General features: G+C 66.5%; 13 protein-coding genes. 7 read left to right on the forward strand and 6 right to left on the reverse strand.

Going from position 1 to position 13212, the window contains the following annotated elements; genetic code table 11:
• The first annotated feature begins 27 nt into the window (after positions 1-27).
• Both LRK53_RS18645 and LRK53_RS18650 read left to right on the forward strand, forming a co-directional pair.
• Complete coding sequence (locus LRK53_RS18645) at positions 28-1152, forward strand: RHS repeat-associated core domain-containing protein (protein ID WP_235642672.1); 1125 nt, start codon at positions 28-30, stop codon at positions 1150-1152.
• 746 nt (positions 1153-1898) lie between these two features.
• Complete coding sequence (locus LRK53_RS18650) at positions 1899-2240, forward strand: transposase (RefSeq protein ID WP_425504557.1); 342 nt, start codon at positions 1899-1901, stop codon at positions 2238-2240.
• 11 nt (positions 2241-2251) lie between these two features.
• Here LRK53_RS18650 and LRK53_RS18655 read toward each other — a convergent pair whose 3' ends face one another.
• Positions 2252-2653, reverse strand: a complete 402-nt coding sequence (locus LRK53_RS18655; protein WP_235642674.1) for a type II toxin-antitoxin system MqsA family antitoxin — start codon at positions 2651-2653, stop codon at positions 2252-2254.
• 2 nt (positions 2654-2655) lie between these two features.
• Positions 2656-2952 (reverse strand): type II toxin-antitoxin system MqsR family toxin, encoded by a 297-nt coding sequence (locus tag LRK53_RS18660; protein ID WP_235642675.1) that lies wholly within the window; start codon positions 2950-2952, stop codon positions 2656-2658.
• A gap of 268 nt (positions 2953-3220) precedes the next feature.
• Between LRK53_RS18660 and LRK53_RS18665 the strand changes: the two genes are divergently transcribed.
• From LRK53_RS18665 to LRK53_RS18675, 3 genes are read left to right on the forward strand one after another with little or no spacing between them, the layout of a single operon-like run.
• Positions 3221-3892 carry a LexA family protein gene (locus LRK53_RS18665; RefSeq protein ID WP_235642676.1) on the forward strand — a complete coding sequence of 224 codons (672 nt, stop codon included), beginning with the start codon at positions 3221-3223 and terminating at the stop codon, positions 3890-3892.
• A gap of 9 nt (positions 3893-3901) precedes the next feature.
• On the forward strand, positions 3902-4564 hold the full coding sequence (gene imuA, locus LRK53_RS18670; RefSeq protein ID WP_235642677.1) for a translesion DNA synthesis-associated protein ImuA: 663 nt from the start codon (positions 3902-3904) through the stop codon (positions 4562-4564).
• The gene (locus LRK53_RS18675; protein WP_235642678.1) at positions 4524-5909 is read left to right on the forward strand and encodes a Y-family DNA polymerase; all 1386 of its coding nucleotides are present in this window, start codon (positions 4524-4526) and stop codon (positions 5907-5909) included. Before imuA ends, LRK53_RS18675 begins: the two co-directional genes overlap by 41 nt.
• A 16-nt stretch (positions 5910-5925) precedes the next feature.
• On the opposite strand, the gene LRK53_RS18680 is transcribed toward LRK53_RS18675, so the two are convergent.
• On the reverse strand, positions 5926-6657 hold the full coding sequence (locus LRK53_RS18680) for a hypothetical protein (protein WP_235642679.1): 732 nt from the start codon (positions 6655-6657) through the stop codon (positions 5926-5928).
• A 188-nt stretch (positions 6658-6845) separates the two neighbouring features.
• On the opposite strand from LRK53_RS18680, the gene LRK53_RS18685 reads away from it, so the two are divergent.
• Positions 6846-9911, forward strand: coding sequence for an error-prone DNA polymerase (locus LRK53_RS18685; RefSeq protein ID WP_235642680.1), 3066 nt, complete (start codon positions 6846-6848; stop codon positions 9909-9911).
• Between the two features lie 54 nt (positions 9912-9965).
• Here the strand turns inward: LRK53_RS18685 and LRK53_RS18690 are convergent, their stop codons facing one another.
• Positions 9966-10685, reverse strand: a complete 720-nt coding sequence (locus tag LRK53_RS18690; protein ID WP_235642681.1) for a competence protein CoiA — start codon at positions 10683-10685, stop codon at positions 9966-9968.
• An 84-nt stretch (positions 10686-10769) separates the two neighbouring features.
• Positions 10770-11534 (reverse strand): hypothetical protein, encoded by a 765-nt coding sequence (locus LRK53_RS18695; protein WP_235642682.1) that lies wholly within the window; start codon positions 11532-11534, stop codon positions 10770-10772.
• Positions 11535-11631: 97 nt separating this feature from the next.
• Between LRK53_RS18695 and LRK53_RS18700 the strand changes: the two genes are divergently transcribed.
• On the forward strand, positions 11632-12066 hold the full coding sequence (locus tag LRK53_RS18700) for an H-NS histone family protein (protein ID WP_235642683.1): 435 nt from the start codon (positions 11632-11634) through the stop codon (positions 12064-12066).
• Between the two features lie 147 nt (positions 12067-12213).
• Here LRK53_RS18700 and LRK53_RS18705 read toward each other — a convergent pair whose 3' ends face one another.
• On the reverse strand, positions 12214-13125 hold the full coding sequence (locus tag LRK53_RS18705; protein ID WP_235642684.1) for a hypothetical protein: 912 nt from the start codon (positions 13123-13125) through the stop codon (positions 12214-12216).
• Positions 13126-13212: the final 87 nt, after the last annotated feature.

Raw genomic sequence — 13212 nt, forward strand, 5'->3', positions numbered from 1 at the left:
GGTTGGGCAAAATTAGCCCACCACCTGGTGACCACGGGCGCGTATCCGCGCGCCTACGACGCGGCCGGGAACACCACGGGCAGCGTGGTCGGCGGGGAGACGTTCGGGTTCGCGTACAACAACCGCGGCCGGCTGGGGCTGGCGCAGCGGAATGGTGTCACTGCGGGCACCTACGTCTATAACGTGCTCGGCGAGCGTGTGGCGAAGGATGCGGGGAGCGCGACCACGCAGTTTGCCTACGACGAAGCCAGCCAGCTCGCCAGCGAGGCCACAGACGGCGGCTTCCGCGACTACGTGCGGCTCGGTGATCTGCCAGTGGCGGTCGTGGACACACCGGCTGGCGCGGCACCGGCGGAGGTGCGCTACATCCACGCCGATGGGCTGGGCTCGACGCGCGTGGTCACCGACCAGACGACGGCGCCTGTGTGGCGGTGGGCGTACGCGCGCAATCCGTTCGGCGAGCAACGCCCGGGCGGCACCTTCGATTTCGCGCTCCAGTTCCCGGGCCACTACGCCGACGCCGAGACCGGGCTGAAATACAACGTGCAGCGTTACTACGAGGCAACGCTGGGGCGGTACGGGCGGCCGGATCCGCTGGGGCTGGCCGCGGGGCCGAGCGTGTATGGCTACGTCGGCAGCGACCCACTCGCCCTCATTGACCCGCTTGGCTTGGACTATATGGATACCCTGTGGGCGACGATCTACCGTGCGACGGGTGGTTGGTCTCCGCCGCAGCACACCGTAGATTTCTGGGCCGGACTTGGCGATGGTGCATCGCTGGGGATCACCAGGTTGATCCGAAAAGCCGCAGGCACGGACGAGATGGTAGACCGATGCTCGTCGGCGTACTCCGTCGGCTCGTGGTCGTCGTTCGCGCTTGGTGCGGGCCGTCTAGCTTATGCCGGCCTCGCAAAGGCTGGGTCGCGCTTAGCCTCTTCAGGCCTTCAGGCGAGCGCATTTCGATCCGGCCTTCGCCGAGCATTTGGCGGCGGCCACTCTTTCCGCCCGCCGAACCTCGCCAAATACGGTACAGACGAGGCGCTGAGGGCCGCCGCAGGCAGAACGAACACAATCGGCAACGCATGGGGCGCTGCCGCGAGTATCAGCGGCTACTACGGCGCCACGGCTACTTCCTGCGACTGCACTCCCTAACCTCACCGCGAGAGCACAACAATGCACACCTACCCATTGCGCAACGACTCTGGCCAAGTCGTCGCTTTTGAGATCGACAACATCTACGCCTCGCGGCGGACGATTTGCAAGCTCCTTCAGGCCGTCGACGGGGTAACCGACGTCGCTCTCGCTAGTGCGTTCGGTGGGAGCGATGACGTTCGCGTCCGCTTCGACTTCCATAACCGCCAATACGTTGTCGTCGAACCGTTTGGCGATAACAGCAGGTACTGGGTCGGCCCAGCGAACAACGATTCCCCCTCCGAATCCGTCGCGCCACTGGAACGCGCCTTTAGCGTTTACCGTCCACCAGCCGCCCGGAAGATAATCGGCGACCTCCTGACACTTCGTTTCTTGAGCCGATGGAGATAATCTGCGGATTCCGGTGACCACTGACCAGCATTCCGATGAAGCCTGAACATGCTGCTGCTACTGCCACTTGACGAAATCGACATTCCTAAGCGGCTCCGGGATGCACCGGAGCCTACGGCAGCCCAAGTCAGGCGCTATATCGCAGCACAGGGCGGCAGTGTTGGCAGAAAGCGCAAGTCTCTAATGGTGCCGATCACGGTGCGCCGCGAATCCACAGGCCGATACACTGTCGTGGCGGGCGCCTTCAGGGTAAGGCTCGCTCGTTTGGCTAAGTCGGAAACTATCGCAGCGACACTCTGCGGCCTAGACGAAAGTCCCCAACCCACTTTTCCTTACGAGGATGATGTATGGGGGCCATGACCGAAGCCGAATGGCAGAATCTCTACGAGAACTTCGAGACCACGCGCATTCTTGCTGCGGTGGATTCAGTTGACAGCCTTCGGGACGAGTTGAACGACCGCGATCACGGCGCGCCACCCGTGATCCGCGATGACCTGCTCAAGCTTCATCAGCTCGCGATGGCCGTAGTCAACAACGGCGCACGACGCCAGGCCGGTGAGTTCTTCGACCTTGCCGGCGCATTGGGCGATCAGGTCAACGGCATGATGGAGGCGTTGGAGCAGATTCGCGACACCTTGTCGGATCTCATGGGGCTGTATCCGGAAAGCCTGGATTACGCGGACGGAAGCGACGACTGATTCCGCGCCGGTCAGGCCGCCCTCACTTCATTCAACAGGTCAGGATGACGATCAAGCACCTTGAGCAACTTCACTAGCGCCAGCGGGGGCTTGGTCTTGCCGGTTTCGTACCGCGAGAACGCATTGACGCCACCGCCGAAGATCTCGGCCGCTTCGCGTTGGTCGAGTGCCAGCTTCTTTCGGACGCTGGCGATGAAACTGGGATCGACGATTGAGGCATTCACCTGTTTGTTGAAATCCAGCATCACCGCACTGGTTCGTACCGACTCGGCAACATCTAGGATCATTTCCCCGCAGATCGGGCAGAAGTCACCCGTGACGCTCGGAATGAGGGTCGATTCGCCCTTGTAGGTATAGGGCAGGTCGCGGGTGTCTCGCACCAGTTCCGCGCCTGCACACGATGGACATTTCATGGTCAAAGCTCCTTGAAGGACACGATGAGCACGTCATCGATGACCGTCAGTTTCAGGTAGACCTCGCCAGCGGACGTGCTGGGCCGGTACACGTCTTGCCACACCCGATGATCCGCATGCGTAGTCATGCTCTTGTAGAAATCCTTCGGGGTCAGCGAGGCAACCACGCTGACGATGCCGTCAAAGTCGAAGCCCAAGGCAGCACCGCCAGTCAGGGCCGAGAACGTAGATCGCACCTTGCCGTCGGCAATCAAGGTCTTCACGACGGCCAGCTGGCAATGAGGCGTGCGTTTCTCCATGCGGCAAGACTAACCTAATAGGTTTAATTTGGCAAGTAGGTTAATTGTGCTGGTGCGCGCCGTCGCCATACCGACGCGAACACATCAATCGGCTAGGCCATTACTCTCTGGACGTGGATCGGTACCAGAGTGCCATGGCTAAAGACATCAAATTTGCCTTGTAGCCTCAATGGCTTAGGGTCCGTTTTGCGAAAATTTCCGGAATCCCGGCCGAACCTCTACTGGCAGCACAGCATCCATTTGGCAGTCCTGAGCGGACGGAGTAGGCTTGAACGCAAGTTCAAGATATCCGCCCGCCATGCCCCCCGCGCGCCGCTCCATCCCATTCGCGATGTCCGCCCCGATGGTGGAGGAGGCGCTGCGCTCCTACTACCGCAGGAACGGGATCTTCCCGAGCCTGGGCGAGCTGCTCGAGACGCTGCGCAGCAAGGGAATTACCAGCAAGGGCACGCTGGCCTGGATCATCGACCGGCTCGCGGACGCCGGCGTGGTGACCCGAGGCCATGGTGGGCGCCTCAAGCCGGGCCACAACTTCGCAGGGTTCCCGGTCGGGCGGCCGGTACCCGCCGGCACGCCAGATACCGGCGACGCCGGCCCGCCCGAGCGCCTGTCGATCGACGCGTGGCTGGCCCCCAACCCGCACAAGACCGGCCTCGTGCCGATCAGCGGCCATTCCATGGTCGACGTGGGACTGCTGGACGGCGACACCGCCGTTTATGAGGCGCGAGAGGACGCGAAAGTCGGTGACATCGTGTACGCGCTGATCGATGGGGCAGAGACGCTCAAGCTGCTCGCGCGCGACGCGGCCGGTCGTTACCTCCTGCCGGCCAACAGCGATCCCCGGTACGGCCCCCAACGACCGAAGGAGTCGCTGCAGATCCTCGGCGTGGTGGTCGGCTCGTTCGGGCGCCGTCGAGGGCGCCGATCCGGGCTCGGGTGACGCGAGTCCATGTCAGCGGTCCTCCACATGCCTTCGGAAGGCGACTTCCGCGTCGCCGGCGTCCGCCGCGCCGGCGAGGTTGCCGCGCAGCCTCACGGCACCGTCCCCAGTGGCCACCCTGAGCTGGATGCTGTGCTGCCGGGCGGGGGCTGGCCACGCGGCGCGCTAGTAGAGCTGCAGCTGGCCAACGCCGGCGTCGGCGAGCTTCAGTTGCTCACCGGTGCGCTGGCATGGCGTGGCCACGGGGCGCGAGTCGCCTTCCTCGATCCACCGGCCGAGCCGGGCTTGGCCGCCCTGAGTGCCGCGGGCTTGACCCCGAGCGCGATCACCGTCGCCCGCACACGAGATGACCGTGACCGCCGATGGGCCGCCGAACAGATCCTGCGCAGCGGTGGTTTCACCGCGACGCTGCTGTGGTGGGGCGCGCCACTGGATGATCGCGTGGCGCGCCGACTCAGCCTGGCGATCGCGGCCAGCGGTGACCTGGCGTTTGTCTTTTGCCCGCCTTCGAGGGTGGCCAACGGCGTGCCTCTGCGGCTGTGCCTGCGCGCCGCGAGCACCGGCGCGCTGCAGGTCGACGTATTGAAGCGGCGCGGCCCACCAGTCGCCCCGGTGCGAATGGAGCGATCGAATGCTCTGGCTCGCCTGCCAATTTCCCTCGCTCGCCCTTGAGGTGCCGGCCGGGCCGGCCGACGTTGCCCGCGTTGCTGTCGACGGCACGGTTCGCCAAGCCTGTCCGCTGGCGACCGCCGCCGGCGTTCGACCCGGCATGCGCGTGACCACTGCCCGCGCGCTGGTCACGCCCCTCGACGTGCGCGTGACGGATGCCTCGCTGCGGAGCGGGGCGCTGGCAGACCTTGCGCCCCGGCTGGCCACGATCACGTCGCAGGTCGTCCTGGTGCCGGAAGGCGACACCCTCCTTGGCGAGGTCGGCGCCAGCCAGCGCATGCTCGGAGGCCTGGCCGGGGTGCGCCGCGCGGCGCGGGCGGCGTTTGCCGACACCGGCGTGACCTGGCGCGCGGCGATCGCGCCGACGCCGGCGGCGGCGGCCGTCCTGGCCATGCACCGCCCGGGAACCACCGTCGTCGGCATGCCCGATCTCCGGTCGGCTCTTTCAGACCTGCCTGCCACCGCTCTCCCATTGCCGGCGGCGGCGCACCAGCTGCTGCGCCGTATCGGCGTGCATGACGTGGGCGAGGTGCTGGCGCTGCCCCGCGCCGGCTTGGCGCGCCGCCTGGGAGTGCCGGCGGTGAGCATGCTCGAGCGCCTGCTCGGCGAGCGGCCCGATCCACGGGAGAGCTGGGTGCCACCGGCCCGGTTTGTACGCGAGGCCGAGTGGGATGACCCGCTGGCGAGCGTGGAGGCCCTCCAATTCCCCTTGCGCCGCCTGCTGGGTGACCTGGCGGCGTACGTGGCATGCCGCGGCGAACGTGCCACGGCCTGGTCGCTCGTGCTGCGCACGGACGATCGCCGCGAGGCGGTGCTCACCGTGGCCGCGGCCGCCGGTACCGCCGATCCCCACCAGCTTCAGGTGCTGACCGTCGAGCGCGCGGCCGGGACGCCATGGCCTGGGCCGGTGGTCGGCCTGCAACTGCGTCTGGAGGCGACCCGAGAAGCGCCAGGTCCAGCGATGCTCTTCGCGCAAGATGGCGACGAGCAACTGGTCGCGCTACTCGATCGCCTGCGCGCGCGCCTCGGCCATGACGCGGTCTACGGCCTTGCTCCGGTCGCTGATCCACGACCGGAGCGGACACAGCGCCGTGTCCTGATCGGCGACGATGGCGCTGCTGTCGTCTCGCCGCGGCGCCGGCCTGCCTGGCTGCTACCGTCGCCGCAGCCGTGGCGGTGCGATCCGGCGCGGCTGATCGCCGGGCCAGAGCGCATGGAATCGGGCTGGTGGGACGGCGCCGACAGCCGACGCGACTACTGGGTGGCGCGCGGCGACGCCGGCGCCACCTGGTGGGTTTACCAAGACCTGCGCACGAGCAACTGGTTCGTGCACGGTTGGTTCGGGTAGCCCTGTGGGCGCGGCGTCACTCCGGCTCACGCATTGGCGGGAAGAGCACCGTGTTCCGCACTGGCGAGTACTGCGCGCCCTGGCGCGCTGCCGTGGCGAGCTGCTGGGGCTGCCAGCCTTCGCCTACCAGGCGCCGGATGACGTCCGGCGTGAGGGGCACAGCATCCTCCTGACCGAACACCTGGGCGATGGTCTCCTCGGTTGGCTGCACCGGCAACAGAAACTCCCGCAGTGCATCGACCGGGTAGCCGGCAATCGCGCGGCGGCCGATGAGAGGATGATCAAGATCGACCTCGAAGAAGGCGCCGCGCAGCTCGTAGGTTCCCTCCCAGAGGATCTGCAGCTGGTCGGGAAGGTCGCGGATCAAGGGCGACTGCCGCTGGCCCTGCCACATGAGACAGCACGCCTGGCGCCCGATGGGATCCAGCAGCCAGGCGTCTCCCTGACCGGTCGAGAAAACCAGGAAGGGCTGGGTGGCGGACGTTTCCGGTCCGGTGCCGACGATAGCCGCCTCGCCGCGTGCCTCCAGGGAGAGGACGTGCTCGATGGTGGACTGGAGCGATCGCTCGTTCGCGACGCCTTCGGTCTCGCGCATGCAGAGCGTGACGTGATGCCAATGCTCATATCCCGCGGTGCGCGCAACGCGGTTCAACAGATCCGCATGCTTGCCGCCGCCGTTGCGCTGCAGGCGCTTAGCTTGCTTCTTGAGGGCTTCGACCTTCGCGGTCGTGGTGGGGATAAAACGCATGACGCTGACTCCTCGCTGGAGGCGAACGCCCGGTGCTCACTGCCAAGATTCGCCTGCAGAGGGGAATCAGGAATTAGAGGGTGGAAGCCATCCCGTAAGGGTCTGCCAACGGTGAGCAGCGGGCGCTGGCCGGCGCCAGATCAAATCCTAGCACGCGTCTGGACCGTTCGCGGGCGGCGGGCGTCGTGATGTACGCCGAACTCCACTGCCTCTCGAACCTGTCGTTCCTGCGCGGTGTGGCTAGCGCACGCGCGCTGTTCGAGCGCGCCGCGGCGCTCGGCTATGCGGCATTGGCAATCACCGACGAGTGCAGCCTGGCCGGGATCGTCCGGGGGCTTGAGGCCTCCCGGGCGACCGGCGTGCCGCTGATCGTCGGTACGGAGCTGGTACTGGAGGACGGCGCCCGTTTGGTGCTCCTCGCCGAGGACCGTGCGGGTTACGCAACCCTGTCTCGGCTGATCACCGTGGCACGGGCGCGCGCGGCAAAGGGGGCGTACCAGGCGCGCTGGAAGGATCTGGAGGGGGACCACCAAGGGCTGCTAGCGATCCTGTGCACGATCGACAGGCACGGGACCGTTCCGGCGGATGCCGAGGGCAGGGCGAAGCGGCTGGCCACGGTCCTGCCTCAGCGCGCGTGGATCGGCGTGGAGCTGCACCGCGGTGACCGGGACGCCGAGGCCATCATCGCCTGCGCGGCCGTGGGCGCCGCCGCCGGCCTGCCGTTGGTCGCCGCCGGCGACGTGCACATGGCCACACGCGGCCAGCGCGCTCTGCAGGACACCGTGACGGCGATCCGGCTGGGCATGCCCGTGGCCGCTGCCGCCGGCGAACTATTCCCCAACGGCGAGCGACACCTGCGCACGCCGGCCGAGCTGCAGGAGCTATACGCCCCCGAGCTGCTCGCTGAGACCCTGCGCATCGCGGCGCACTGCCATCTGGATCTGGGCACACTCGGCTACCGCCATCCAGTCGATGTGGTTCCGCTGGCGCAGGCGCCCGCCACGTGGCTGCGCCACCTGGTTGAAGAGGGCGCGGCGACGCGCTGGCCGGCCGGCACGCCACCTGCCCTCGGTGCGCAGATCGAGCGCGAGCTGGCCCTGATCACGGAGCTGGGCTACGAGGCATTCTTCCTCACCGTCCACGACATCGTCCGGTACGCGCGCTCCCGCGGCATTCTCTGCCAAGGACGCGGCTCGGCCGCCAACTCGGTGGTCTGCTACGCCCTGGGCATCACCGAGGTCGACCCCGAGCGCGGGCACTTGCTGTTCGAGCGCTTCCTCTCCCGAGAGCGCGCCGAGCCGCCGGACATCGACGTCGACTTCGAGCACGAGCGGCGCGAGGAGGTCATCCAGTACATCTACGGGCGATACGGTCGCGACCGCGCTGCCCTGGCAGCTGCCATCACCACCTACCGACCGCGCAGTGCCGTGCGCGATGTGGGCCGTGCCCTCGATCTCGATCCTGTCCTGGTCGACCGCGTGGCCCAGCTGCTCGGCCACTGGGGTGGCATGGAGGACGTGACCGCTCGCCTGGCTGAGTCCGGTATCGACACCGACACGCCCAGCATGCAGCGCTGGCTGACCCTCGCTGCCCAGCTGGTCGGCACGCCTCGCCACCTTTCCCAGCACGTGGGCGGCTTCGTCATAAGCGCTGCGCCGCTCACAGAGCTGGTCCCGGTCGAGCCGGCCACGATGCCCGGACGCACGGTGATCCAATGGGACAAGAGCGACCTGGAGACGATGGGGTTGCTCAAGGTGGACATCCTGGCGCTCGGCATGCTGTCGGTCCTTCGTCGCGCCTTCGAACACGTCGAGCGTCACCACGGCACCACCCTGTCGATCGCCACCATCCCAGCCGAAGACCCCGCGACCTACGCCATGCTCCGCCGCGCCGACACCGTTGGGGTGTTCCAGGTGGAAAGCCGGGCACAGATGGCGATGCTGCCGCGACTGCGGCCGACGTGCTTCTACGACCTAGTTGTCCAGACCGCGATCATTCGGCCCGGCCCGATCCAGGGCGGCATGGTTCACCCGTACCTGCGCCGCCGGCAAGGCCGGGAGGTGGCCAGCTACCCATCGGACGAGGTTCGCGGCGTGCTCGAGCGAACACTGGGCGTGCCGATCTTCCAGGAGCAAGTGATGCAGCTGGCCGTGGTCGCCGCGGGCTTTACTGCCGGCGAAGCCGACCAGCTGCGGCGATCGATGGGTGCGTGGGAGCGCCACGGCACCCTTGAACATTTCAGGGCGCGACTTCTGTCGGGCATGACCGGCCGAGGCTACGCCCCAGCCTTCGCAGATCAGGTCTTCGAGATGATTCGTGGCTTTGGTGCCTACGGATTCCCTGAATCGCACGCGGCCAGCTTCGCGCTGCTCGCGTACGCATCGGCCTACCTGAAGGCCCACTACCCAAGCGCCTTCCTCGCCGCGCTCCTCAACTCGCAGCCCATGGGGTTCTACACCACCGACCAGCTCGCACAGGACGCGCGTCGTCACGGGATCGAGATCCGTCCACCAGACGTCCGGGTGAGTGGCTGGGAGTCACACCTAGAGGGGGAAGGCGCGCGGGCACCGATACGCCTGGGTTTGCGCGAGATCTCCGGGCTACGAGCAGAGAGCGCCGCACGGCTGCTGCAGGCGCGCCGTGAGGCGCCCTTCAAGGATTTGTCCGACGTCGCGCGCCGGGCGGCACTGGACCAGCGAGACCTGCCACTGTTGGCCGATGCCGGAGCGCTCCAGAGCCTTGCAGGGCATCGCCACGTTGCCCGCTGGGTGGCAAGCGGCGTCGAAGCGACGCTCCCGCTGTTCGGCGGAACCGCTGAGGCAACCGTGGCGCTGCGCGCGCCGACCGCAGGTGAAGAGATGGCCGCTGACTACGCGTCGATGGGCCTCTCGACCGGGAGCCATCCGATGGCGCTGCTTCGGTCATCGCTGCTCGGCAGCTCGTATGCGACGCTCGCTGAGGCCGCGCGTGCAGGCCACCGCAAGCGGATCCGGGTAGCGGGCCTCATCGGCATGCGCCAGAGCCCGCCAGCAGCCGGCGGCGTCACGTTCCTGACGCTCGAGGACGAGACGGGCTGGCTCAACGTCGTGGTGTGGCGCGACGTCGCCGAGCAATGCCGGCAAGCACTCCGTTCGGCTGGGCCAGTTGTGGTCGACGGGCGCATCGAGCACGCGGACGGCGTCACCCACCTGATCGCGGCGAGGGTGTGGACGGCCGCGTTCGCCGCCGCTGCGTTGGGTGACACCGTGGCGTAGCGCGCCGGCTAGGACGTCGAGCCACGACTGGAGCAGTGGAGCGACTGCCGCCGACTAAGTCCCGCTGCCCACGCACCATCGACCGTTCGACCATCGAAAATCGCCGCATGCGAATGCAGACAGCACGTCTGGGAGAGAGGTCCGCAACTGCGGGCCGACAACCATCGGCGTGCCCTGGAGCTCAAGGCAGGCAACGGGAAGCCCGGCAATCCACACCGCCTGATCCTCCGGCCAGCGCTTCTGCCCGGCAAACTCCTCGCGCATCCGGTGTTTGGCCATGGCCTTGCTGAGGGTCAAATACCGCGGCTTCATCAGTAGCCACAAACAGGGTAGGCCGGCGTCCGCGTACCGCCTCTGCCTCTCTACATAGTCCCTGAGGTGCTGGTAGCTGCGCTGCAGCTCGACGACGAAAGGCCCGCCGCCTGACTCCACCCACAGGTCCGCCCGCCAACGCGGTGCACCGGGTGCGCTGGCCCGCTCAAGGGCGACTTGGTACCCGAGCGCCCGGGCGGCGTCGCGCACCGCCTGTTTGCCTGCCAGATGCCACTGGCTCTCCGGCGAGGTTTGGCACGCGCCGGCCAGGTGAGCGAAGAAGGGGAATCCGTTGGGGCTGGTCTTTGGCACTGCCGGGGCGCGACAGCACGGCATCTCCAGTTCACCCACGCGGTAGGTAACCTGCAATGCGCGCCAGGCGACGGGATCGAGCGCGGACCCATCGAGCACGTCGTCGGTCCCCGCTCGATACGCAATATCCCAGCCATGGGGGTGATTCATCGCTTGCTCCTGAAGCGCTCGCACGGGCGACCGCAGAATTGCGTCAGCCTGGCCCCGGCAGATTCCAGCATTGCGTCCTGCACCTCAACCAGAACTTTCATCTGCCTCGGGTGGCGACCAGCGGCGACCTTTCCGCATGTCATCGAATGACGCGATGGTTTCCGGAGACGGCACTGTCGGGTCAGTTAGTTCTCTGAGCGCATCAGCTAGATCCCTTCTGCTGAGAGTCGCGATAATCGCCGGACCCTGTGTCAGCTCGTAGTTCAGCGATCCCGTCCACCGATCCATCATGGCGTGGGAGCGGACAAAGGACTTCGCGTTTCCGGGCTCCTGATATTTCGCCAATTGCACCCGCACCCACTCCAGCAAATGAAAGGAGACGTGCGTGCGCAAGAGATCGTCTCGGATGCGTTGCGCCATGTCGGGCTCCGCGCGCACTCGTTTCAGCTGCCGGCTCACCATCAAGCTGCCGTGGTCCCACGGTGGCTTCGATTCCAGATGGTTGATCTTGTGCTCAAGGCCGCCGCTGTCGACCAGCTTGATCGCCATTTTGGCCCGCTCTCGCCATGACCGAAGGAGTTCATAGGCGGCGAAGATCCACATCTCCGTTTGCGCCCCCAGAAAGATCGCCTCAAACGGGTCACGCGGAGTGTCCTCATCGAATCGGCTGCGGAGGAATCGGCTCTCCAGCTCCATAAGGAACTTGTCTACGGCAGCAAGATTGAATGCCTGGCTGGACATGGCCAGGTCATCGCTCAGCAAGGCCAGCCCGCGCAGAGCCGCCACCAGCTCGTGAGGCTCAATCTCCGAGTGCGAGCGTGGGATGCCGTCTTCGTCGATATCGGACATAAGGTTCTCAGGCAACGTTCCAGCGAATCGGCTACGTTAATAGCGGCGGCGCTGATGCGCACGGCCATTTCACGATCCAGACCAAAAGGAATAATTGATGGCTATCGATCTTGCCGGACTCTCACCCGCTGAATTGGCGAAGCTGATATCCCAAGCCAACGCCCAAATGGCGACCGCGCGTGCGAACGAGATTGCAAAAGCAAAGGGAAAGATCGAGGCCATCCTTACCGGTGCTGGTTTGAGCATCGACGACGTGTTCCCTCGTCGAGGCAAGGCCGGCGGGAAGCCGGGTAAGAGGGCCGGCTCCGGCGTGCCGAAGTATCGGAACCCGCGGAACAAAGAGCAGACCTGGTCAGGCATGGGCAAGCGGCCCCGTTGGCTGGCCGACGCACTGGCGGATGGCGCGAAGCTGGAGTCGTTTGCGATCGCCGATAAGCCTGTCTCCCCCTTGTCTGGCACGAGGGGTGCGGGCCAAGGCCGGAAGCCAGCGAGCAAGAAGGCGGCGGCTGGCAGGAAGGCGGCGCGGAAGTAGACCACAAGACCCTGAATGCGGTCCGTGCGCACCATCGAGGTCCACGGGCTGGCGGCAAATGGGCGGACGATGAGTCAGAAGTCGAGCAGGAGTAGGCACGGCAGCCGCCGCGCCACTGACGTTGTGAGGCGCAAGCGCGCGGCAGTCTCACCCCAGTCGCTTCAAAGGACTGACCTCTACGAGTGCGTCGGACGCGCCTGGGAAGTGCTCCAGAGGCAATACGGTCGCCCATGCGGGAGTGGGGGCCTGCCCTTTCCGCACCAGCAGCATCGGATTGAACAGTGGCGCGTGGACGCAGACGACATCCATAACTTGGCGAGCCGCGGCATCAAGCGTCCGGTGCCTCTCCTCAGAGAGGCGTTGCTGCTCCAGATGCCAGTATCCATTCTGGCCGAGCTGACTCAAGCTATCTTCGGCCTCCGTGCGAATCTGCTGGTGCGCGAGCTGCAACGGCGTGCAGAGGCGCTCCAAGATCGTCTTGCAGTGGATCGCGTGTGTCTCGGCAGCTTCGCGGCACAGCGTCGCCTTCTCATCGGTGGACAGGACGACTTCGGCCAGCAGCGCGGCGGTGATGGCCTGCAGCGTGCGTAGCAGGCCCGCGTCTTCGATATGTCCCTGCCAATCATCTGGGCGCCGCCAGCCGACCGTCCTGTGGTTCGGCCACAACCTCGCGTCCAAGTCCGTTAGCTGGTCCTGCCACACACGTTCCAGCCGATCCCTTAGGGCGATGACGCGGTCGCGCTGGTGGGCGATCGCCTTGTCACTCGCGCTGCCAGCCACGTGGCGAAAGACCTCCCGCAAAGTGGCCTCGGCTGCTGCCAGCTCGTTGTTGTTTGAGCGGTGCCGGTAGTTATCGAGGGCCTCGGCCATGGTGCGCGCGACCGTCGCGTGGAACAGCGACCAGTCCACCGGTGGAGACACGAATACCGGCGGCAACGGCCAGCCGGCATCCCGGGTGAGCACGTGAGCGCCGGAGCGAAACCGCCCGGTCGCGTCCCTCGCACGTTCGCAGGTGCCGTGGAACGAAGCGGTGACTGTGTTGCCGTTAGGCAGGCGCACGACCTCCGTGATGGTCGCCTGTCGGCGCGGGTATGAGGGGTTGGTGGAGTGGGGCATGGGGTGTGGGCCAATGAGTGGGCGAGTTGC

Source organism: Rhodanobacter thiooxydans (assembly GCF_021545845.1).
Classification (GTDB): domain Bacteria; phylum Pseudomonadota; class Gammaproteobacteria; order Xanthomonadales; family Rhodanobacteraceae; genus Rhodanobacter.

Excerpts from the sequence above, each read along its gene's own strand:
- LRK53_RS18650 (WP_425504557.1), top strand. The coding sequence starts at position 1,899 with ATGACCGAAGCCGAATGGCAGAATCTCTACGAGAACTTCGAGACCACG.
- LRK53_RS18655 (WP_235642674.1), bottom strand. The coding sequence starts at position 2,653 with ATGAAATGTCCATCGTGTGCAGGCGCGGAACTGGTGCGAGACACCCGC.
- LRK53_RS18660 (WP_235642675.1), bottom strand. The coding sequence starts at position 2,952 with ATGGAGAAACGCACGCCTCATTGCCAGCTGGCCGTCGTGAAGACCTTG.
- imuA (WP_235642677.1), top strand. The coding sequence starts at position 3,902 with ATGTCAGCGGTCCTCCACATGCCTTCGGAAGGCGACTTCCGCGTCGCC.
- LRK53_RS18675 (WP_235642678.1), top strand. The coding sequence starts at position 4,524 with ATGCTCTGGCTCGCCTGCCAATTTCCCTCGCTCGCCCTTGAGGTGCCG.
- LRK53_RS18680 (WP_235642679.1), bottom strand. The coding sequence starts at position 6,657 with ATGCGTTTTATCCCCACCACGACCGCGAAGGTCGAAGCCCTCAAGAAG.
- LRK53_RS18685 (WP_235642680.1), top strand. The coding sequence starts at position 6,846 with ATGTACGCCGAACTCCACTGCCTCTCGAACCTGTCGTTCCTGCGCGGT.
- LRK53_RS18690 (WP_235642681.1), bottom strand. The coding sequence starts at position 10,685 with ATGAATCACCCCCATGGCTGGGATATTGCGTATCGAGCGGGGACCGAC.
- LRK53_RS18695 (WP_235642682.1), bottom strand. The coding sequence starts at position 11,534 with ATGTCCGATATCGACGAAGACGGCATCCCACGCTCGCACTCGGAGATT.
- LRK53_RS18700 (WP_235642683.1), top strand. The coding sequence starts at position 11,632 with ATGGCTATCGATCTTGCCGGACTCTCACCCGCTGAATTGGCGAAGCTG.